This window comes from Halorubrum sp. B53 (assembly GCF_059752395.1).
On the sequence record NZ_MWTH01000015.1, the window covers coordinates 169384 to 190563 of the forward strand.

The following is a 21180-nucleotide window of genomic DNA, read 5'->3' on the forward strand; positions in this document are numbered from 1 at the left end:
CACGCCTGGTTCGTGCAGATGTTGGAGGTCGCCCGCTCCTTCCGGATGTGCTGTTCGCGCGTCTGGAGCGTGAGCGTGAACGCGCGGTCGCCGTCGGCGTCCTCGCTCGCGCCGACGAGTCGCCCCGGCACCTGCCGGAGGAACTCGTCGCTGCAGGCGAAGATCCCGAGCCCCATCCCGTAGGCGGTCGGGAGCCCGAGCGCGCCGGCCTCGCCGACGACGACGTCGGCGCCGACGCTCGCCGGCTCCTCGAGGACCGCGAGCGAGACGACGTCCGAGCCGAGGACGAACAGCGCGTCGGCGTCGGCCGCGATGTCGCCGACCGCTCCCAGCCGCTCCTCGATACAGCCGCGGACCGTCGGGTTCTCGGCGTACACCATGACGACGTCGTCGCCGACGCGGTCGGCGAGGGCGTCGACGTCGGCGTTGCCGTCGACCATCGGATAAGCCTCGACGGTCAGGTCGGCGCCGGCGCAGTAGTTCTCCAGCACGGCCCGCTTGCCCTCGCGGAGCTGCTCGGGGACGAGGACGGTGTCCCCCGAGGTCGACCGGACGCGGTCCGCCAGCGTCGCCGCCTCGCCGAGCGCGGTCGCGGCGTCGTACATCGAGCAGTTCGCGACCGGGAGCCCCGTGAGCTCGACGAGCATCGACTGGTACTCGAACAGCGCCTGGAGGAACCCCTGCGATATCTCCGGCTGGTACTGGGTGTAGCTCGTGAGGAACTCCGCGCGGTCCGAGAGGTGGTCGACCACGCTCGGCACGTAGTGGCCGTAGTGCCCCCGCCCGAGGAACTCGGTCAGGTCGTCGTTCCGGGCGAAGATCCGCGAACACTCCGCGCGGATCTCCCGCTCCGCGCGGGGTTCGATCCCGAACTCGCCGTCGAAGGCGACGTCGTTGGGGATGTCGAACAGCGCCTCCTCGTCGTCGACGCCGATCGCCGAAAGCATCGCCGCGGTCTCGTCGTCCGTGTGCGGCGCGTACGGGGTGCCGTCCGTCCCGCTCATCGGTTCGCCCCCGCGCGTTGGCTCGCCCCCGCGCGTCGGCTTGCCCCCGCGCGTCCGCCGTCGCTCTGTCGTCCGGTTCCGGGTCGTCCGTCGAAGGGTGGCGTGGTCATGGTGGTGTGTCGGCTGCCGAGTCCCGCTCCGGGACTCGGTTCGGTCCGCGGTCCGCGGTCGTTACGCGATCTGCGCGTCGTACTCGTCGGCGTCGAGGAGCCCCTCCGCCTCGCCGCCCTCGGTCGCGTCGACCTCGAGCATCCAGCCGTCGCCGTACGGGTCCTCGTTGACGAGCTCCGGCCGGTCGAACAGCTCCTCGTTAATGGCGACTACCTCGCCCGAGACGGGCGCGTACAGGTCCGAGACGGCCTTGATCGACTCGACGACGCCGAACGGCTCGCCGGCGGTCACCTCGTCGCCGACCTCGGGGAGCTCGACGAAGACCACGTCGCCGAGCTCGTCCTGCGCGAAGTCGGAGACGCCGACGCGGACGGTGTCGGCGTCGCTCGTGGTCCACTCGTGCGATTCCAGGTATCGTAACTCGTCGGGAACTTCGAAGCTCATTGGTGAAAGTGGTCGTCGTGGGACACCCGATTCTGCGCGCGCGAGCGGATCGACGCGCTCCGCCGCGCCGCGCGGGTCCGACGGGCCGCCCCCCGCGAGGCGCCGACCGGCGGAATCGTCGGTCGAGAGGTGGTCCACGACACGTGTAGGTCATCCTTCCCACGACGGGGAAATAAAAGGTATGTTCGCGGCCACTGCGTCGTTCTCTCGCCGTCCGTCTTGACTGCGACCCCGACGGGAGGCGGGGGACCGTGCTCGCCGCAACCCCGTTCACGACCACCGGTCGAGCCCGGTCTGGACCTGCGACTCCGTGATGCGCTCGAAGCCCCGCTCGACCTCCTCGGCCGCGACGCCCCACTCGTCGACGACGTACGCGCGAGCGGCGTCGACATCGGGGTTCACGTCCGCGTCGACGTCGACGTCGGTCGCCGGCGGGTTCATGAACAGCTCGCGGATCTCCGCGGCGTTCGGGATCTCGGCGCCGCGCGCGTCGAGGGCCCCCCACAGGTCGCCGTGTTCCTTCACGGCCGTCACCGCGGTCTTCGGCCCGACGCCGTGGACGCCCTCGTTGAAGTCGGTGCCGCACAGCATGGCGACGTCGACGAGCCCCTGCCGGTCCAGCCCGAGCTCGTCGAGGGTCGCCGCGAGCTCCATCAGCTCCGGATCGCCCTTGCTCGTGAGCTGCCGGAGCGTCGTGGGGGCGCCGAACAGCAGCGTGTCGTAATCCTCGCTGCCGGCGTGGTCGACCGTCCCCGTCGCCGCCATATGCGCGCACTGCGCCTCCCCCTCCGCGGGGGCCTCGACGATCGGCACGTCGAGCAGGGAGAGCAGCTCGCGGGTCGTCTCCTGGATCGTCTCCGTGAGCCGCTGGGTGCGGGCCTCGAGCCGGGCGGCCTCGACCGCGTCGCCGCGCTCCTGGGCCGCCGCCCGACGCTCCTCGGCCCGCTCGCGCTTCTCGCGCCGGTCCGCGACCTCGTCGGCCTTCAGGTCGGTGACGGCCCCGTCGAACACCATCACCGGGATCAGGTCGTGTTCGAAGAACTTCGGGAGCCCCTGCACGACGCCGATCAGGTTCGCGACCTCGACGCCGTCGGCGGTGGTGTACTTCTCGTCTGCCGTCCACTTCACCGTCGTCGTGAGATACCGGTACAGCCAGTTGTGCGCGTCGACGGCGACGACGCCTCCCCCGATGTCCTCGAAGGCGACGTCCCGGATCGCCGCGAGGTCGCGTAGATCGGCGTTTCCCATCACTCGATCCCTCGGCGCGGCGGCTCTTAAACCATCGACTCGCGCGCCGCATCGATCCGCCACCGCGCGCTGCCGGCTTGTGGGGCGTTTATGTGCGTCAGTCGACTACGATTCGGTACCGAATGGTCTCGCCGTTCGAGGTGTTACGAGTCGACGAGGACGCGGACGAGGCCGCGATAGAGCGCGCCTACCGCGAACGGGTGAAGGAGGCTCACCCCGACCAGGGCGGGACCGTCGAGGAGTTCCAACTGGTCAGGCGCGCCTACCGCGAGATCGACGAGCAAAGCCGAAACGGAAACGGGGCCGACGCCGCCGACGTCACCGAGGTCGACCTGGCCGACGACGGGGACGAGGCCGCCGAGGTCGATCCCGTGCGCGTCGAGTTCCTCGATTACGACGCCCTCGCCGACTACGGCTGGTCGCTCGACGACGACGATCTATTTAAAAAGGCCTCGCACGCGGACCTCGGCGAGGCCGAGCACGGCCGCCTGCTCGTCCAGCCGGACGAGAGCCTGCTGGAGGCGGCCGAGAACCGCGGGTTCGGGTGGCCGTTCTCCTGTCGCGGCGGGGCCTGCGCGAACTGCGCGGTGTACCTCGTCGAGGGCGACCTCTCGCAGCCCGCCAACCACATCATGCCCGATGAGCTGGCGGCGCGCGGGTTCCGGCTCTCGTGTAACGGCTACCCGCTGAGCGACGAGCTGAAGGTCGTGTTCAACGTGAAACACCTCGCCGAGCTCGACGACCTCATCCTCCCGCCCGGGCCGTTCACGCGGCGGTGACCGTCCTCGGGACCGACGTCGAGATGGCGCTGCTCTTATAAAAGAAACCGCGGCGGCGGGCCTCGAACCGATTCGCCTCCGATCAGAACGCTTCGGCGACGGCGGCGACGACGGCGTCCTCGACGGCGTCGCGCTCGCCCGAGAGGAACTCGATTTTCCCCTCGCGGAGCCCGGCCGTGGTGACGTCGGCGGCGGGCGCGAGCTCTGCCGCGCGCTCGGCCACGTCGCGGACGGAGACGTCCTCGCTCGTCCGGAGGTACAGCTCGTCGGTGCCGATGCCGACGGTCGCGTGCGCCTCGCCGTTCACGCGGCGGCGGTGGAGGTCGTCGAGGAGGAGCGGCGTCGGCGGGAAGTCGTATCGGTGCGTGTAGCCGTCGGTGTCGAGCACGTCGAACTCGACGCCGTCGACCGCCTCGGTGACGACGTTCGCGGTCGCGGTCTCGACCTCCGTCTCCAGCTTCTCACGGAACTGCTCGGAGACGTGCGCCGCGAGGTTGCCGCCGTCCTCGAAGAGGAGGTCGGCGACCAGCTCGCGCTTGTCCTGATACGACTGGTAGTACGCCTCCAGCGCGACGGCCTCGCGGAGCTCCGCGACGCGCTCGACGTCGTAGCCCGCGTCGCGAGCGAGGTCGACGTAGCGGTCCGGGGTGTCCGCCCAGTAGCTCACGGCCGGGAGGTGCCGCAGGTCGTCGCGGACCTCGTCGTTGACCGCGGAGGCCAGCGAGGCGACCAGCGCGCCCGTCGAGAGGTCGCCCTCGACCGACTCGATCTCCGGCGAGACGAGCGTGTCGACGGCCTCGCGGGTCTCGGGGTCGGCGACCTCGGCGTCGACGACGACGGCGTCGACGCCGTAGACGGAGAGCAGGTCGATGCCGTCCGCGGACTCGACGGTCGAGCCGGTGCCGACGAGTAAGAAGAGCGGGAGCTTCTCGTCGTGGCGGTCGCGGTCCTGCAGCATGCGGGTCGCGTCGTTCGTCGCCGCGTCCATCCCGTACACCGGGTCGTCGAGCGGTCGTCGGGTGAAGTAGTGGTACTCGGCGTCGCTCTTGGCGTGCTCGTCGCGGATCAGCGGGAGCACGGCGCGCTCGACCGCCGCACCGGCGACGTAGCCGTCGGCGGTGGCGGGGTGGCGCACGACGATCGGGCGCGACTCGAGGACCGCGCGGCGGAGCGCCTCCGCGGCGTCGAGCAGTCCGTCGGCGAGCTGCGCGACCGTCTCGTCGCCCGCGAGCGGCTGGAGCCCGTCGGGACGCGCCTCGTCGGTGAGCGCCTCCGCGAGCCGGCGGCGGACCGTCTCGGCCCCCTCGCCCTCGAGGAGGACGAGCGCCTCGGACTCGACCTGCACGTCGCCCCGGTGGCTCTCGACCTCGCCGTCGATCCGCACCGCGTCGCCGACCTCGACGTCCGGGTACGCCCGGACGCCGGGCTCGACGAACGCCGCCACGTCGACGACGCCGGTCTCGTCGCGGACCTCGAAGACGGTCGGACCGCCGGTCTGCCGGACGCCGACCACTTCGCCGTCGATCCGCACCGCGTCGCCGACGGCCTCGGAGAGGGTCCCGATCTCGACGCGCTCGCGGTCGTCGTCGAGGTCGTCCTCGCTCTCGGTGTCGGTCTCGTTTTCGGCCTCGCTCTCCCTTTCGGCCTCCGCCCCGCTCTCGGTCTCGGCCTCGGCCTCGCTTTCGTCGGCGGTGTCGGTGCCTGCTGCCTCGGTCGCGTCGACCGTCTCGCTCGTCTCCGCCGTTTCGTCGGCGTCCTCGCTCACGGCGTCGACGGACTCGTCGTCGGTCTCGGATTCAGTCGCTTCGTCGTCGGTCTCGGTGGCGTCCTCAATCTCGGCAGCGCCCTCAATCTCGGCAGCGCCCTCAACCTCGGCGTCGTCGGCCACGGCGGCCTCGTTCGCTTCGGCCGCGTCCTCATCGCCGTCCTCCTCCGGGAGGTACTCGGTGTCGCCGTCCTGGACGAGCACGCCGCGGAACTCGCGGTCGGCCTGTCGGATCGACCACGCGAGGTCGATGTTCCCGTTGTCGCGGACGCCCTTCACTTGGACGAACACCTCGTCACCGGGCTCCCAGTCGAGGCTGTCGAGACGCCGGTCGAGCTCGGAGCGGTGGAGGAGTCCGGTCACGCCCGGCGCGAGGTCGACGAACACGCCGAACTCGGCGTAGCCGTCGACGACGCCGCGGTAGAACCGGTCCGGTACGAGCTGGTCGGGGGAGTTTCCGCGGAAGTCGAACACGACGTCCTCCTGGTGCGGGTCGCAGATGCGACCGCCGCCGTCGACGTCGACGCCACAGATGATACAGGATCCCATTTGAGTACACCGAGAGCCTCGGGCCTAAAACGGTTGTCGAAAGCCTCGCGGGAGCTACTCGACGGAAACGACCGCGGCGGCGAGTTCCGGGCACGAACGAGCGAGACCGCTCCGGGCGCCCCGCCGTTCGAGGTGACCGCACTCCCGCCGCTACGCGAGGACCGTCCGAACCGACGCGATCACGCGGTAGCCGACGCCGTAGCCGAGCAGGGCCGGCGGGACCCCGGCGACGAGCGTGCGCGGCCACGAGGTCCCGTGAACGACCCGGAACCCGATCAGGAGCAGCGCCGCGGCGTACGCGCCGCAGGCGATCCGCAGCGCCGGGACCGGCGGCCCGGCGAGCGCCATCGGCGAGCTCGCGTACGCGACGACCTGCACGGTCTCGCTGACCCCGCCGCGGTCCCGCAGCGAGAGCCCGTCGTCTAACTCGACGCTGGCGAGGATCACGCTCACGGTCGCGACGGCCGCGGTCAGGTGCAGTCCGACCGGGGCCGCGAGCGCGACCACGACGAGGAAGGCGATCAGCGCGGAGACGGGCACGGACGCGACGATCCCCGGAACGGCGGACGGGTCGGCGGCCATCCAGCCGAGCGCAAACGCGGCGGCGACGGCGACGGCGAACGTCAGCGCGGGGGCCTGATCGCCGGGCGCCACGCCGTTCGCGAAGAGGCGACGCGGCCGGACGAGCGCCTCGACCCAGGCGCGAGCGAGCCCGCGCGGCCCCCGCGCTCGCCCGCCCGCCGGGTCCTCGATCCACGATGTCACGTGCGCCTTTCGGACGGGTGGAATAACGGGGTTCCGGTTCGGCGCGGCGGACCGCGCGGCGACCCGACACGGGCGACGGCGGACTTCCCCGCACTCTCGTGGGTCACCCGTTCTCTCGTCTGATAAGCGGCGCGTAAACTCTTATACCGGGCCGCGCGGAGCGGTAGTCGAATGCGAGGGTTCAGGAACGACGAACGGGGGTTCACCCCGATAGCCGGCACGGGGCTGCTCGTGGGCGTCGTCGTCCTGCTGCTGGCGGTCGTGGGAGCCGCGATGTTCGGCCTGATCGACGGGGTCGCGCCGCCGGACGCGGAGTTCCAGGTCGAACACGAGAACGGCGACCTCGTCGTCGTCGCCGCCGGCCCCGAGCCCGTCCCGGCCGAGGAGCTGTACGTCCGCGGCGAGGACCCCGACGGCGAGGTCGAGTTCGGCGCGTGGCCCGGTGACGGGGTGGTCGAACCCGGCGATCGCGTGGTCGTGCCGAACGCGACCGGGAACGAGCAGTTCGACGTGGTCTGGGAGCCGGTCGCGTTCGACACCCGCGAGACCCTCGGCACCTATAACGGCGAGGACTCCGCGATCCAGGAATGGAGCGAGGACAACGGCGGCAGCACGCCGGGCGGCGGCGTCGGCGTCGGCGTCTGACGCCGGGCCGGGCGAGCGGTCGGAGTGAACGCCCGCTCGCGAGCGCTCACTCGACTGTGACCCACTCGCCGCGCTCGTCGGAGCGCTCGATCGCGTCGAGGACCTCCTGGACCGCGTACCCCTCGGCGAACGACGGCGAGAACTCACCGCCCTCGGCGACCGCGGAGAGGAACTCGTAGTTCTCGTGGACGAAGGTGTGCTCCCACCCGATGACGTGGCCGGGGGGCCACCAGTGGTCGACGTACGGGTCGGTCTCGTCGGTGACGAGGACCGTCTGGTAGCCGCGGTCGCCCTCCCGGAGCACCTCCAGTTCGTTGAGCCGCTCTAAGGAGAACTTCAGGCTCCCCTTCGAGCCGTGGACCTCGACCGTGTGATCGTTCTTGTGGCCGGTCGCGAACCGGGTCGCCTCGAAGGTTCCCGTCGCGCCCGACTCGTAGGCGACCTGCGCGGAGTAGGCGTCGTCGACCGTCACGTCGCGGTACTCCTCGACGGCGGGGTCGTCAGCGTCGTCGCCGCCGTCACCGTCCTCCCCCGAGTCGCCGTCGGCGTACACGGGGCGCTCGTCGACGAACGTCCGGAGGTGACCGGAGAGGCGGTCGATCTCGCCGACCTCGTCGCCGACGAGGAAGTCCGCGAGGTCGATCGTGTGCGCGCCGAGATCGCCGAGCGCGCCGGAGCCCGCCATGTCGGCGTCCATGCGCCACGCCCACGGCGCCTCGGGATCGACGAGCCAGTCCTGGAGATAGCGCCCGCGGACCTGACGGATCTCGCCGAGCTCGCCGTCCTCGATCAGCCCCTTCGCGTAGCGGATCGCCGGGACGAACCGGTAGTTGAACGCGGTTCCGGCTGGGACGTCCGCCTCGGCGGCGGCGTCGCGCATGGCCGCCGCTTCGTCGAGGGTCGGCGCGAGCGGCTTCTCGCAGAGGACGGGCACGCCCGCCTCGAGGGCCGCGATCGACGGCTCCGCGTGGACGTGGTTCGGGCCGAGGTTGTAGAATACGTCCACCTCGTCGATCGCGGCGGCCCAGTCGGTCGCCGTGTGCGAGAAGCCGAACCGGTCGGCGGCCTCCGCGAGCGCCTCCTCGTCGCGGCCGACGAGCGTGTGGCGCTCGACGTCGGGCGCGTCGGGGAAGAACATCGGCAGCCGCGCCAGCGCGTTCGCGTGCGCCTTCCCCATGAACCGATACCCCAGCACGCCGATCTTGAGTGGCTGTGTCATGATATCGCCCTCCGTCTACTCCGCCCAGTAGGCGTCGCCCGCTCGCGTCTCGAAGACCGCGCGGTCGAGCACGTCGACCGCCTTCTCCAACCCCTCGCGCGAGGAGGTGAGCGAGTCCTCGTGTTCGATCGAGAGCGCGCCCTCGTAGCCGACCATCCGGAGCGTCGAGACGACGTCCTTCCAGTGGGCCTCGTCGTGGCCGTAGCCGATCGACCGGAACAGCCACGAGCGGTCGGGCTCCTCGGTGTAGCTCGTCGTGTCGAGCACGCCCTTCACCCTGGCGTTGGCGTCGTACACCTTCGTGTCCTTCGCGTGGACGTGGTGGATCGCGTCGTGGTCGCCCAGAAAGCGGATCGCCTCCGTCACGTCGATCCCCTGCCAGTAGAGGTGCGACGGGTCGAAGTTGGCGCCGATCCGCTCGTTCGTGGCCTCCCGCAGCGCCAGCATCCCGGTCGGTTCGTAGACGAGCATGTTCGGATGCATCTCGATAGCCACGTCGACGCCGTGGTGGTCAGCGTGTTTCGCGAGGTCACGCCAGTACGGGATCGCGACCTCGTCCCACTGGTACTCGTGGGCGTCGGCGTGCTCCGTCGGCCACGGCGCCGTGATCCAGTTCGGCGTCGAGTCGCCGGGCGCGCCCGCGGGGAGCCCGGAGAAGCAGGTCACCGTGTCGACGCCGAGCAGATCGGCGAGCTCGATCGCCTCGCGGAGCTCGCGGTCGGCCGCCGCGGCGCGCTCCTCGTCGGGATGCAGCGGGTTGTTGTGGGTCGCCAACGCCGAGATCCGGAGGTCGTGACCGTCGAGCAGGTCGAGCAGCTCCTCGCGCGCGCTTTCGTCTGCGAGGTGCGCCTCGCGGTCGACGTGGTCCTCGCCCGGCCACCCGCCGACGCCCAGCTCGACCGCGTCGACCCCGACGGAGTCGAGGTACGCTGCCGCGTCGTCGATCGATTCTCCCCCCAACGGAACGGTCAGTACGCCGATGTCCATACGCGGGGATAGTACAACACCCCGAATAAATCTTCAGGACCGATGGCCCGGGTGGCCCCGCGACCGACTTCCGGCCCCGTTCCGGGCGTTTCGGCCCCCGTTCCGGCCACGCGCGGGCCCGGGAACTACATGAGGTTTTAACGGGTGGAACGCGTAAGCCGGGACATGGGAATCCTCTCGCGCGCCTCCTACGTCATCCGCTCGAAGGTGAACGCCCTCCTGAACCGAGCGGAGGACCCGACCGAGTCGCTCGACTACTCGTACGAACAGATGCGCGACGAGCTCCAGGACGTCAAGCAGGGGATCGCCGACCTGACGACCCAGAAGAAGCGCCTGGAGATCCAGAAGCGCAAGCTCGAGGAGAACGTCGAGAAGCACAACCGACAGGCGCGCGAGGCGGTCCAGCAGGACCGCGACGACCTCGCGCGCAAGGCCCTCGAGAAAAAGAAGTCGAAGATGACGCAGATCGAGGAGCTGGAAGGCCAGATCGCGAAGCTGAACGACACCCAAGAGCAGCTCGTCGAGAAGAAGAACAAGCTCCAGAATCGCATCGAGGAGTTCCGCACGAAGAAAGAGACGATGAAGGCCCGCTACGAGGCCGCGGAGGCCTCCTCGCGCGTCTCCGAGGCGATGACCGGCGTCGGCGACGAGATGGAGGACGTGAGCCGCTCGATCGAGCGCGCCGAGGAGCGCACCGAGGAGATGGAGGCGCGCGCCGAGGCGATGGACGAGCTGGAGGAGTCCGGCGCGTTCGAGGACGCGCTCTCCGACAAGGACAGCATCGACCGCGAGCTGGAGAGCCTCTCGACGGACAGCGAGGTCGACGCCGAGCTGGAGACGCTCAAAGGCGAGCTCGGAAAGGGCGAGCCCGCGAACGGCGGCGACGAGGTCGACGCCGACGAGGACATCGACGCGGAGCTGGCGGACATCGAGAACGAGATGAACGCGGACGACCTCGAAGCGGACCTCGACAGCGAGGCGCAACGCGCCTCTGGCAGCCGGACGCAGTCCGGCGACGACGGCGACGCCGACATCGACGAGGAGCTCGACGTCGAGCTGGAGGAGTCGGAAGTCGACGCAGACGAGCCGAAAAACTGAGGCGAACGGGTCGCAGAAACTGACGCCTCCGGGCCGCAGAAACCGACGCGTTACTGCTCCGAGCTCGGCCGGGCCCCGGTCCCCGCCCGCTCCTGGTTTTCGAGCCGGATCGCTCCGCCTTTCATGTCGATCCCGTCGTACGGGTCCTCGGCGAGCAGCAGCGAGCCGTCGAGGTCGGCGTAGTCCAGCAGGGGTGCGAGCCCCGCCGCAGCCGCGATCGACGCGTTCGACTCGATCATGCAGCCGCACATGACCTCCAGCCCGTGGGCGCGCGCGGCGGCGATCATCCGTCGCGCCTCCAGCAGACCGCCGGTCTTCATCAGCTTCAGGTTCGCGATGTCGCAGCGGTCGGCGATCGCGGGAATGTCCGAGAGCGTGACGCACGACTCGTCCGCCGCGATGGGGAGCGCGGACCGCTCGTAGGCGAACCGGAGCCCCTCCGGGTCATCGGCGGGCACCGGCTGCTCGACGAACTCCACGCCGCGTTCGGCGAGCCACTCGCTCTTGTCGACCGCCTCGCGGGGGGTCCACGCCTCGTTGGCGTCGACGCGGAGGCGGGCGTCCGGCGCGGCCTCGCGGACCGCGTCGATCAGCTCGCGGTCCCGGTCGGTGCCGAGCTTGATCTTGAGGATCGGGTAGCCGGCCTCGACCGCGGCTGCTGCCTTCTCGCGGACGCGCTCCGTCTCGTCGAGCCCGACCGTGTAGGAGGTCTTCGGCGCGGTCGAGGGGTCGAGCCCCCAGAGCCGGTGGAGCGGGACGCCGAGCCGCTTCGCGGCGAGGTCGTGGACGGCGGTCGAGACGGCGGCCCTAGCGGCCGGGTTGTCGCCGATCGCGCTCGCCATGCGGGACTCGATCTCGTGGAGCGCGTGCGGGTCGCCGACCGCTTCGACGACCGAGAGGAGCTCCGGGAGCACCGCCTCGACCGTGGCGGCCGTCTCGCCGTAGTGAGCCGACGGCGCGGCGCCGCCGACGCCGGTCATTCCGGCCTCGTCGGCGATCCGGACGATCACGTTCTCGGCCTCGGTCTGGGTGCCCCGCGAGATGGTGAACGGGTTCTCGAGCGGGAGCGAGACGCGCTCGAACTCTGTCTCGAGGCTCATTCGCCGCCGGCCCTCCCGTCGACGGCCCCCTCGTCGGTGGCCCCCCCGTCGGCGGCCGCGGTCTCCCCGCTGAGCCCCGCGTCGACGATGCCATCGACGATCGCCTCGGCACCGTCGCGGACCGGGTCGGCGGCGGGCGTCCCGAGCGCGTCGCCGAAGTCGGCGACCGCGTCCGCGGCAGCGCCGTCGTCGGCGACGTCTTTGGTGTTGAGCGCACCGGCGACGACGCTCGCCTCGCGCACGGGCGCCGCGAGCCCCTCGTAGAGGTCGACGTACTCTTCGATCGAGGGGAGCGAGAACGACTCGTAGCCGTGGACCGCCTCGCGGCCCGCGGCGTGACAGAGGACGAGCCCGTCCGCCATCGAGCCGTGGAGGATACCGCAGGTGACCGCCGAGTAGGCGGGATGAATGATGCTCCCCTGGCCCTCGACGACGAGGAGGTCGTGGGCGTCGCCGACCTCGACGAGCATGTCCTCGACCGCGCCCGCCGTGAAGTCGGAGACGACGCGGTCGATCGGGTTCCCCCACCCGGCGATCATGATTCCGGTCTGACCGGTCGGAACGAAGGCGGCGTCGATCCCGCGCTCGCGGGCGGCGGCGACGATCTCCAGCGAGGCGGTCATCTTCCCGACCGAGCAGTCGGTGCCGACCGTGCACACCACGTCGGCGTCGACGTCGCCGGATGCCCCCGTCGCCACCGTCAGGTCGTCGTCGGGCTCGCGGACGTCGACGAGGTCGACGCCGTGCTCGTCCGCGAGCGCGGCCAGTTCCTCGTTCTCGTTTAAAAAGTAGTGGAGTCCGCTGACCACGTCGCAGCCGGCCTCGATCGCGGCCTCCACGTCCCCCCGCCACGACTCGTCGAAGCCGCCGCCGATCGGGGCAATTCCGATATATAAGGCGTCGACGTCGCCGTCGGCGGCCGCGTACGCCTCGTCGAACGACTCGACGATCGGCGCGTCCGCGACGTCGGGGACGTGGTCGCCGACGCGGTCGCCGGCGCGGTCGCGGTCGAGGACGGCCCGCACGTCCTGGTCGCCGTAGCGCATCACGCCGAGGGCGGTCTTCGCGCGGTCGGGGAACTTCTCGTGGGCGAGGATGACGATCCGTTCGTCGCTCATGTCCGGCCGGTCGCCCCGGCCGGGCTTAAAAGAGTCGGGGTCAGTCCGCGAGTCGATCGACGGCTTCGTCGTCGTCCGAAGAACTGCGGACAGCGTCGAGACTATTTATAAAACAGCTGCGGTGGCGCGCCCCGGTGAGCGGCCGACAGGCCGCGAACCGAGCGCGAGGGAGTCGGACCGGCGCACTTGCGCCGGTCCGACGAGGCTGGGGAGGTGTGAGGCTGCGGTCGCGGGACGGGTTGGGATGGGACTCAAAGGGGCAGCCGCGAGGGCCGCGGAGGCGACGCAAGCACCACAGGGAGCGAGCAACGCGAGCGACCGAGGAGCGCAGCGAGCGTGCGCGGCCCTCGCGGCTGGGGCTTTGGAGGAGTTCTTGGCGTCCTCGACCGCAACGACGTATCGCCGAGCGGCTGGGGCTTTGGAGGAGTTCTTGGCGTCCTCGACCGCAACGACGTATCGCCGAGCGGCTGGGGCTTTGGAGGTGTTCACAACTGATTCGGACTCACCTACTTATAAAGAGACGACTAGGGAGCCAGAGACGCGTCCCGTGATTTCGGCGGTCATATATAAACTAACGACGCCGGGACCGATATCTACGTATTCAGGCGCTGCCGTCGACGAACTGGTCGGCGCCCTCGTAGAACCAGTAGCCGTTCTCGCGCATCGCGCGGCCGAGCTCTTGGTGGAACTCGACGAAGTCCGCGAACTCCTCTTTCTCGACGCCCTCGAAGATCTCCGCGACCGAGACGACCGTCTCGAAGTCGATCCGGACCGGGTGGTCGCCGTACTGCTCGACGTACTCCGCGGCCGACAGCGGGAAGTCCTCCTCCTCGTCGATCTTCTTCGCGAGCACGGCGTGGCCGTACTGCCGCCTGCCCTCGCTGCCCTGCTCGCCGTCGGGGTCGTGTGGCCAGTCCATACCCACCGTTTACCGTGCCACAGGAAAGTCGTTGCGCTCCGTCGGACGACCGACGACCGCCGCGGTCGCTCGCTCGCGAGCCCCCACAAAGTATTCCCCGACGGCCGGGCCGCGTCCACGCATGCGCCGCAGAGCCCTCCTCGCGTCCGCAACCGCCGTCGGTACCGCCTCGGTCGCAGGATGTCCCACGCCGCCGTGGAGTGACGACCCCGTACAGATCGACGGCGCCGAGGTGACGTTCCGCCGCGAGTACGACGGCGAGATCGATGGTGTCGAGACCGAGCCACACGATATCGCCGAGGTGCGCCGGCATCTCGACCGAGATCCGCCGCGATTGGTCGTGGCCGGCCGCCTCCTCGACGGGTCTCGACGCTGTTATCGAGTCACGCTGTTCGAGGCCGCGCTCGACGACGGGGCGCTCAGGCTCCGAATCGTCTCCGAGGACGATCCCGACTGGGACGGCGACGTCTGTTCGGACATCGCCGAGCACCACCCGTACTCGGTCGCCGTCGCGTTCGTCGAGGCGGCCGTCCCGGAGCGCGTCGTCGTCCGCCACGAAGACGAGACGATACTGGAAGAAAGCGTGTGAAAAAAAAGCGTGCGAGAACCGACGCCGCTCAGTCGTCGGCCGACGCCGATTCGTCTCCCGCGGACTCGAGCCCGACCTCGATCTCGGCCGCCGCGGCCTTGTACTCGGGTATCTTCGCGCGGTCGTCGAGGACGTCGTTCGTGAGTCGGTTCGCGGAGGCGGCCGCGAAGTGCGGCGTCGTCCAGACGACGCCCTCCTTGATATCCTCAGTTACCTGCGCTTTCACCTCGATCTCGCCGCGCCGCGACCGGAGCGTCACCATGTCCCCGTCCTCGATCCCGTACCGCTCCGCGTCGTTCGGGTGGACGTCGACGAAGTTCTCCGGGTGCTGCCGCGACAGCGTCGGCGAGCGGCGGCTCATCGTCCCCGTGTTGTAGTGCTCCTCTAAGCGCGCCGTGGTGAGGATCAGCGGGTACTCCTCGTCGGGGACTTCCTTCGGCGGTTGGTGGCGGACGCCCTCGATCTGCCCGAGACCGTTCTCCGTGTCGAAGGAGTCCTCGTAGAGGAACTGGTCGCCCTCGTCGCCCTCCTCGTAGCAGGGCCAGTGGAGCCCCTCCTCGCCGAGCCCGTCGTAGGTCATCCCGTGGTAGATCGGGCACACCGCTCGGAGCTCCTCGAAGACGGCCTCCACGTCGTCGAATCGGAACTCCTCTTCGCTGAAGAGGCGGCTCCCGACCTCCATCAGGATGTCGAGGTCGTGCTTGGTGTTCTCGTGGACCTTCTCGACCCCGCGCATCCGCTGGACGCGGCGGTCGGTGTTGGTGACGGTGCCGCCGCGCTCGGCCCACGTCGTCGCCGGGAGGACGACGTCGGCGAACTCGGCGGTCTCCGTCATGAAGATGTCCTGCGCGACCATGAACTCCAGCGACTTCAGCCGCTCTTCGACCTCGTTGCCGTCGGGCTCGCTCATCACGGGGTTCTCGCCCATCACGTACAGCCCCTTCACCGAGTGGCCCGCCTCGTGGGAGATCTCGACGTTGGTGAGCCCGGGTTCCGCGGGCACCTCGAAGCCCCAGACCTCCTCGACCGACTCGCGGACCTCCGGGTCGTCGACGAGCTGGTAGCCGGGGAGCACGTTCGGCATCGCGCCCACGTCGCTGGTCCCCTGAACGTTGTTCTGCCCGCGGAGGGGGTTGACGCCGGTGCCGGGCCGGCCGAGGTTCCCCGTTATCAGCGCGAGGTTGATCTCGTTTTGTACGTTGTCGACGCCGCAGGTGTGTTGGCTCATCCCCATCCCGGTGAAGATGGCGGCGTTGTTCGCCATCGCGTACTTCTCCGCGGCGAGCTCGATGTCTTCGAGGGGGACGCCGGCCTCCTCGGCGGCCGCCTCCTTGTCGAAGTCCGCGAGGGTCTCCTTCAGGTGTTCGAACCCCTCCGTGCGCTCGTCGATGAACGCCTCGTCGATCCAGCCCGCGTCGGGCTCTTCCTCGTGGCGCTCGAGGATCGTCTTCAGGACGACGTTGAGGAGCGGGATGTCGGCGCCGGGGTTGAGCTGGAGGTGCATGTGCCGCTCGGTCTCGTCGATGTCGAACGAGCGGGTGGTCTTGTTGGCGTGGGGGTCGACCTGGATGACGGTCGCGCCCTCCAAGACCGCCTGTCGGAAGTACTGGCTGTTGGCGATCGGGTGTTGCTCGCCGGGGTTCGCCCCCTGGATCCAGAACACGTCGGCCGCCTCCTCTAAGTCCTCCATGCTGTTCGTCATCGCGCCCGCGCCGAGGCTGGTCCGGAGCGCCCACACCGTCGAGGCGTGGCACATCCGCGTGCAGTTGTCGACGTTGTTGGTGCCGTACCGGCGCGCGAGCTTCTGGAGGAGGTAGTTCTCCTCGTTCATCGTCTTCGAGGAGCCGAAGAAGCCCATCGCGTCGGGGCCGTAGTCGTCTCGGATGCGCTCCATCTCCGAGACGATCCGGTCGTACGCCTCCTCCCACGTGGCCTCGCGGAACTCGCCGTCCTCCTTGATGAGCGGCTCGGTCAGTCGGTCCTCGTGGTCGACGACCTGCGTCGCCGCGCCGCCCTTGATGCAGACGCGCCCCTCGTTGACCGGCGCCTCGCCCCACGGCATGAAGTTCACGTCGCCGGGATCGTCGCCTTGTCGGACCTTGATCCCGCAGCCAACGCCGCAGTACGGACAGATCGTCTTCACCGCGTCGTCCGGCTCACTAGACATCCGTCTCACCGTCCACGTGTGTGTTCATATCACACGATCTATCGTCGGAGTCCATGAGTGTACCGGTGGTTATCACGAGCGAGTGACGGGAACGGGTCGGTGCCCGACGCACAGCGGCTGTTAACAGCGATCTGAACTGGCTTATTAATGGTAAAATATAACGGAAAAACATTTACTATGGATTATTAACACGATTCAAACGCAACCATGAGAGCAGTTGTCTATCAAGGCCCGTACGACGTGGCCGTAGAAGAGGTAGAAGAGCCGGAGATCGAACACCCGAACGATGTCGTCGTCGACATCACGACATCCTGTATCTGTGGGTCGGACCTCCACATGTACGAGGGGCGGACCGCGGCCGAGGAGGGCATCGTCTTCGGTCACGAGAACATGGGGATCGTGAGCGAGGTCGGCGAGGCCGTCTCGACGCTGGAGGAGGGGGACCGCGTCGTGATGCCGTTCAACGTGTCGTGCGGCTTCTGTCAGAACTGCGAGGAGGGGTACACCGGCTTCTGTACCAACGTCAATCCGGGCTTCGCGGGCGGCGCGTACGGCTATGTCGCCATGGGCCCGTATCCGGGCGGACAGGCCGAGAAGCTGCGAGTGCCGTACGCCGACCACAACGCCCTGAAGCTGCCCGAGGGGCGTGAACACGAGGACGCGTTCTCGCTGCTCGCGGACATCTTCCCGACCGGGTGGCACGGCACCGAGCTGGCCAACCTGCAGCCCGGCGAGTCGGTCGCCATCTTCGGGGCCGGTCCGGTCGGACTGATGGCCGCCTACAGCGCGAAAATCAAGGGCGCGGCCGAGATATACGTCGTCGACCAGGTGCCCAGTCGACTGGAACTGGCAGAGGAGCACTGCGACGCCAACGCCATCGACTTCTCCGAGGGCGACCCGGTCGACCAGATCATCGAGGAGCACGGCGGGATGGTCGACAAAGGCGTCGACGCGGTCGGCTACCAGGCGACCGACCCCGACGACGTCGACACCGAGACCGAGGACTACTCCTACCAGCCGGCCAAGGAGAACCCGGCGGTCGTCATCAACAACCTCATCCGCGTGGTCCGACCGACCGGCGAGCTCGGCATCCCCGGCCTGTACGTGCCGGAGGACCCGGGCGCGCCCGACGACATGGCCGCGCAGGGGCGGCTCGGCATCGACTTCGGGAAGTTCTTCGAGAAGGGCCTCAAGTGCGGCACGGGCCAGTGTAACGTGAAGGAGTACAACCGGTACCTCCGCGACATGATCATCGAGGGACGCGCCGACCCGAGCTGGGTCGTCTCGCACCGCGTCAACCTCGACGAGGCGCCGGAGATGTACGAGGCGTTCGACGCCCGCGAGGAGGGCGTCACGAAGGTCCTGCTGGAGCCCTGAACCGACGAGGACGTGCCTCGCCGCCGTTCCGATTATTTTTCAGACCGTGACGAGCGTCAGGCCCGGAGCCACGCCTTCGGGTGTTCGGACCGGAGATGCGACTGATACCGGCCGATCAGCTCCGGATACCCGTCGGCGACGCAGTGCCACTCGCAGTGGTCGCAGCCGCGTTCGACCGCTTCGTCGCCGCCTTGAACGTATCCGCCGCGCCTGTATGTGACCATGGGTGTCTCGTCGCGGCCGAGCCGCGTCGATAGGTACCGTACGTCACGGAGGGGGTTCACTCTGTCGCCGCTCGCATCACGCTACCGGCGCGGATCTGAGACGGACGCGACGGCGGAACCACGGGAATTTGTCCCACCCGTACCGCCGAAACCGGTATGTCGCTCCCTCGCGTGGGCTCCCGTATGTGCAAGTACTGTAACTGGGCGTTCCACGACGGGTGGGGCGAGCTGTTGAAGTACGACGACGTTTATCAGTCGGCGGTCGGCGCCGAGACCGAGTCCACCCACGGGTTCCACGAGGACTGGGACGACCTGCAGGCCGAACTGGGGATCTGACTCAGAGCGGGAAGACGTCGGCCGCCGCCTCCCTGTCGGCGTCGGTCGTCGTCAGGTCGTCGAGCTCTCCGCGGATCTTCGCTTCGTCCATCTCGCTGCCGATGAACACGAGCCGGGTGCGGCGGTCGTCGCCCTCCCCCCACTCGCCGATGGGACCCGCCTGGACCGAGGGGCCGGCCTGGCTCACGCCGATGACCTCGTCGGTGCCCGCGACGTTCGCGACCCCCTTCGCCCGCACGATGGCGCCGTCCCAGTCGTCGAGCCAGTCGGCGAACGGCTCCGGGTCGAGGGCGTCGGCGGAGCGGTAGACGAACGAGTCGACCCCGTGGGCCGCGGCGGCCCCCTCGGCGTGGTCGTGGCCGTGGTCGTGCTGATCGGCCGCCGACTCTTCCTCGCCTTCGCTCTCGGCGATCGTACGCTTCCACCCCGGCGACCGCTTGGTCGTCTCGAAGTCGAACCGACCGGTGTCGAGGACGTCGCCGGGATCGACCTCGGAGTAGCTGGTCCGGATCCGCTTCGCCCGCGGGCCGAGCTGATCCGCGACCGACTCGATCTCGTCGACCACGTCGTCGGGGACCATGTCCGTCTTGTTCAACACGAGCACGTCGCAGAACTCGATCCCCTCGACGAGCACGTCCGCAAGGGGGCGGTCGGCCGCCGGCTCCCCGTCGCCCGGGAGGCTCTCGCCCGCGTCGAACTCCTTCCAGAACCCGTAGGTGTCGAGGACCGTCACCATCGTGTCGAGCCGGAAGCGCTCGGTCGGGTCGATATCGGAGTCGGCGGTCCCTTCGGTGAACGCCCGCGCGACCGGGATCGGCTCGGAGATGCCCGACGACTCCACGAGCAGGTAGTCGAACTCGCGGGACTCCGCGAGCGCCGCGGCCTCGCTGAGCAGGTCGTCCTGCAGCCGACAGCAGATGCAGCCGTTCGAGAGGTCGACGATCCCCTCCTCGTCGTTCTCGCGGGCGACCAGCTCCGCGTCGACGTTCACCTCCCCCATGTCGTTTAAGATGACGGCGATCCGCCTGTCGCCGGGGTTCGCGAGCAGGTGGTTCACCAACGTCGTCTTCCCGGCGCCGAGATAGCCGCTGAGAACGGTGACCGGGATCCGGTCGTCTGTCATGCGTGCTACCAGCGCCCACGAGTGTATGAAACGATCGATCGACGGGATCATGAAAACGACCGATCGACGGGGTCGTGACGAACGTTCATGCCCCCCACGCTCGTATCGGCGAGCCATGAACCTGACCGAGTCGACGATCCGGGACCGCGCCCGGGAGTACGCGGAGTCGGAACCGCTGTACGACGTGGAGCGGCAGCACGTGGAGACGGTCCCGAAGACGTTCGCCGGCGACGAGTACGGGCGACGGGACGCACAGTGGATCGTCAGGTGGTACTTCCGGCGGTACTTCGGCGAGTACCCGGACCGGGAGCGGCGCGAGCGGGAGGAGGCGTTCCGGGACAACGAGTTCGGCGACGTGATGGACGCCATCCGGGCCGCCGTCGACGCGGTGGGAAAGGGATCGACCGCGAACGACGACCCGCCGAACGCCGACGACCCGCCGGACGCCGACGACATCGCCGGCGCCCTCGACGCGCTCACCGCGCTCGACGGAGTCGACGTCGCGGTCGCGTCCGGCTACCTCCAGTTCCTCGCCCCGTCGCGGTTCGTCGCGATCGATCCCCGGACCTGGCGCGCGCTGAAGGAGGCCGGCGAGCTCGACGACCCGTACCCGGAGCCGCCGTCGGCCGCCGACTATCGGCGCTTCGACGACGCCTGTCGCGCGGTGACGGCGCGGACCGGAGTCGACGCCTGGACGCTGTACCGTGCGCTCTGGCGATCGGGGGCGGAGCTGTCGGACGCGGACCGCGGCGCGGGACCGGACGCCTCCACCTAACCGGCGCTACGAGACGACCTCGACGATCGGGTCGTCCGCGATCAGGCGAGTGAGGAGGACGCGCGGCACGTTGGCGTGGTCGAGCACCCCCTCGGCGACGGCGCGGGCCGCGGCCGCGTCCGCCTCGTCGTCGACCTTGTTCACGACGGGGACCGCGGTCGCGCCGTCGGGGACGCCCTTCAGCCCGCCCGCGTCGCTCGCGAGCACGGCCGCGACGTCAGCGGGTCGGATCTCGTCGCCGAGCGCGCGGCCCGTGATCGCGGCCACGCGCTCGGGCCGGTGAACGAGGTCCGCGGAGAGCGGTTCGCCGACGACGTGCGCGCTCGCTATCGGGACGACGACGTCCGCGGTCGCCGGGATCTGCGGCTCGCGGTCCCCGGGCGCCTTGAACTCCCGGAGCCGCGCCCCGTCCGCCTTCACGAGGGTCGCGCCCGGCGCGACGTCGGCGATCTCGGCGACGGTCTCGGCGTCGTACCCGAGGTAGCGGTCCGATCGGTCGCGTTCGGGGACCAACCCGAGCGGCCAGTCGTTGCCCGCCGCTTCGCCGACCGCCGCGACCGGATCGCCGGTCACGCGCACCGCTGCGACCCGGTCGTCGAAGATCGGGATTCGGACGGTCGCGGTCACTACCGCTCGGTCGAGCCGGTCGGCAAGCGCGAACAGCACCGACTTCTTCCCGCCCGCGCCGACGACGCAGACGGTGGCGTCGCGGGCGTCGAGCGCAGTCGTCAGGTCCATACCGGGCGTTCGGCCGCGGACCGCCTCACTCTGACGGTCGGAGAGACCAGCGACCGACACCCGTGGCGAACATTTGATACGTCTCCGCCGCGCAGGGCGT

20 protein-coding genes and 1 pseudogene are annotated in these 21180 nt (G+C 69.6%); 7 read left to right on the plus strand and 14 right to left on the minus strand.

Annotated features, from left to right (window positions below):
- From gcvPA to fen, 3 genes and pseudogenes are all read right to left on the minus strand, one after another.
- Positions 1-1004, minus strand: a pseudogene (gene gcvPA / locus B4V06_RS13335) (aminomethyl-transferring glycine dehydrogenase subunit GcvPA); the annotation flags it as partial.
- Between the two features lie 171 nt (positions 1005-1175).
- Complete coding sequence (gene gcvH / locus B4V06_RS13340) at positions 1176-1559, minus strand: glycine cleavage system protein GcvH (protein WP_123112466.1); 384 nt, start codon at positions 1557-1559, stop codon at positions 1176-1178.
- A 270-nt stretch (positions 1560-1829) separates the two neighbouring features.
- A complete protein-coding gene (gene fen, locus B4V06_RS13345; protein ID WP_123112467.1) occupies positions 1830-2807 on the minus strand; it encodes a flap endonuclease-1 in 978 nt (325 codons plus the stop codon).
- Between the two features lie 122 nt (positions 2808-2929).
- Between fen and fer the strand changes: the two genes are divergently transcribed.
- Complete coding sequence (gene fer, locus B4V06_RS13350) at positions 2930-3586, plus strand: ferredoxin Fer (protein ID WP_498170197.1); 657 nt, start codon at positions 2930-2932, stop codon at positions 3584-3586.
- Between the two features lie 82 nt (positions 3587-3668).
- On the opposite strand, the gene B4V06_RS13355 is transcribed toward fer, so the two are convergent.
- A complete protein-coding gene (locus B4V06_RS13355) occupies positions 3669-5900 on the minus strand; it encodes a DHH family phosphoesterase (protein ID WP_498170198.1) in 2232 nt (743 codons plus the stop codon).
- A 150-nt stretch (positions 5901-6050) separates the two neighbouring features.
- Entirely contained in the window at positions 6051-6665 is a 615-nt protein-coding gene (locus B4V06_RS13360) for a YIP1 family protein (RefSeq protein ID WP_123112470.1), read from the minus strand.
- Between the two features lie 171 nt (positions 6666-6836).
- On the opposite strand from B4V06_RS13360, the gene B4V06_RS13365 reads away from it, so the two are divergent.
- Complete coding sequence (locus B4V06_RS13365; protein WP_498170199.1) at positions 6837-7310, plus strand: type IV pilin domain-containing protein; 474 nt, start codon at positions 6837-6839, stop codon at positions 7308-7310.
- Between the two features lie 46 nt (positions 7311-7356).
- Here B4V06_RS13365 and B4V06_RS13370 read toward each other — a convergent pair whose 3' ends face one another.
- Both B4V06_RS13370 and B4V06_RS13375 read right to left on the minus strand, forming a co-directional pair.
- Positions 7357-8529 carry a Gfo/Idh/MocA family protein gene (locus B4V06_RS13370; protein WP_498170200.1) on the minus strand — a complete coding sequence of 391 codons (1173 nt, stop codon included), beginning with the start codon at positions 8527-8529 and terminating at the stop codon, positions 7357-7359.
- A gap of 15 nt (positions 8530-8544) precedes the next feature.
- Positions 8545-9516, minus strand: a complete 972-nt coding sequence (locus tag B4V06_RS13375; RefSeq protein WP_123112473.1) for a sugar phosphate isomerase/epimerase family protein — start codon at positions 9514-9516, stop codon at positions 8545-8547.
- 165 nt (positions 9517-9681) lie between these two features.
- On the opposite strand from B4V06_RS13375, the gene B4V06_RS13380 reads away from it, so the two are divergent.
- Positions 9682-10614 carry a PspA/IM30 family protein gene (locus B4V06_RS13380; RefSeq protein WP_123112474.1) on the plus strand — a complete coding sequence of 311 codons (933 nt, stop codon included), beginning with the start codon at positions 9682-9684 and terminating at the stop codon, positions 10612-10614.
- Positions 10615-10664: 50 nt separating this feature from the next.
- Here B4V06_RS13380 and B4V06_RS13385 read toward each other — a convergent pair whose 3' ends face one another.
- The 3 genes from B4V06_RS13385 to B4V06_RS13395 form a co-directional block, all read right to left on the minus strand.
- Positions 10665-11714 (minus strand): dipeptide epimerase, encoded by a 1050-nt coding sequence (locus tag B4V06_RS13385; RefSeq protein WP_123112475.1) that lies wholly within the window; start codon positions 11712-11714, stop codon positions 10665-10667.
- On the minus strand, positions 11711-12832 hold the full coding sequence (locus B4V06_RS13390) for an N-acetyltransferase DgcN family protein (protein WP_176329415.1): 1122 nt from the start codon (positions 12830-12832) through the stop codon (positions 11711-11713). Before B4V06_RS13390 ends, B4V06_RS13385 begins: the two co-directional genes overlap by 4 nt.
- 601 nt (positions 12833-13433) lie before the next feature.
- Positions 13434-13751, minus strand: coding sequence for a DUF5785 family protein (locus tag B4V06_RS13395; protein ID WP_123112476.1), 318 nt, complete (start codon positions 13749-13751; stop codon positions 13434-13436).
- A 121-nt stretch (positions 13752-13872) separates the two neighbouring features.
- On the opposite strand from B4V06_RS13395, the gene B4V06_RS13400 reads away from it, so the two are divergent.
- A complete protein-coding gene (locus tag B4V06_RS13400; RefSeq protein ID WP_123112477.1) occupies positions 13873-14340 on the plus strand; it encodes a hypothetical protein in 468 nt (155 codons plus the stop codon).
- Positions 14341-14368: 28 nt separating this feature from the next.
- Here B4V06_RS13400 and fdhF read toward each other — a convergent pair whose 3' ends face one another.
- Positions 14369-16507, minus strand: coding sequence for a formate dehydrogenase subunit alpha (gene fdhF / locus B4V06_RS13405; protein ID WP_498170201.1), 2139 nt, complete (start codon positions 16505-16507; stop codon positions 14369-14371).
- 207 nt (positions 16508-16714) lie between these two features.
- Here fdhF and B4V06_RS13410 point away from each other — a divergent pair, with 207 nt between their 5' ends.
- Entirely contained in the window at positions 16715-17884 is a 1170-nt protein-coding gene (locus B4V06_RS13410; RefSeq protein WP_123112479.1) for a glutathione-independent formaldehyde dehydrogenase, read from the plus strand.
- A 56-nt stretch (positions 17885-17940) separates the two neighbouring features.
- Here B4V06_RS13410 and B4V06_RS13415 read toward each other — a convergent pair whose 3' ends face one another.
- On the minus strand, positions 17941-18108 hold the full coding sequence (locus B4V06_RS13415; RefSeq protein WP_176329414.1) for a hypothetical protein: 168 nt from the start codon (positions 18106-18108) through the stop codon (positions 17941-17943).
- A 183-nt stretch (positions 18109-18291) separates the two neighbouring features.
- Here B4V06_RS13415 and B4V06_RS13420 point away from each other — a divergent pair, with 183 nt between their 5' ends.
- A complete protein-coding gene (locus tag B4V06_RS13420; RefSeq protein WP_004046465.1) occupies positions 18292-18444 on the plus strand; it encodes a hypothetical protein in 153 nt (50 codons plus the stop codon).
- A 1-nt stretch (position 18445) separates the two neighbouring features.
- Here B4V06_RS13420 and B4V06_RS13425 read toward each other — a convergent pair whose 3' ends face one another.
- Positions 18446-19567, minus strand: a complete 1122-nt coding sequence (locus B4V06_RS13425) for a CobW family GTP-binding protein (protein WP_498170204.1) — start codon at positions 19565-19567, stop codon at positions 18446-18448.
- Positions 19568-19682: 115 nt separating this feature from the next.
- On the opposite strand from B4V06_RS13425, the gene B4V06_RS13430 reads away from it, so the two are divergent.
- On the plus strand, positions 19683-20342 hold the full coding sequence (locus B4V06_RS13430; protein WP_123112481.1) for a hypothetical protein: 660 nt from the start codon (positions 19683-19685) through the stop codon (positions 20340-20342).
- A gap of 6 nt (positions 20343-20348) precedes the next feature.
- On the opposite strand, the gene yqeC is transcribed toward B4V06_RS13430, so the two are convergent.
- Positions 20349-21080 carry a selenium cofactor biosynthesis protein YqeC gene (yqeC, locus tag B4V06_RS13435; protein WP_123112482.1) on the minus strand — a complete coding sequence of 244 codons (732 nt, stop codon included), beginning with the start codon at positions 21078-21080 and terminating at the stop codon, positions 20349-20351.
- Positions 21081-21180 lie beyond the last annotated feature (100 nt).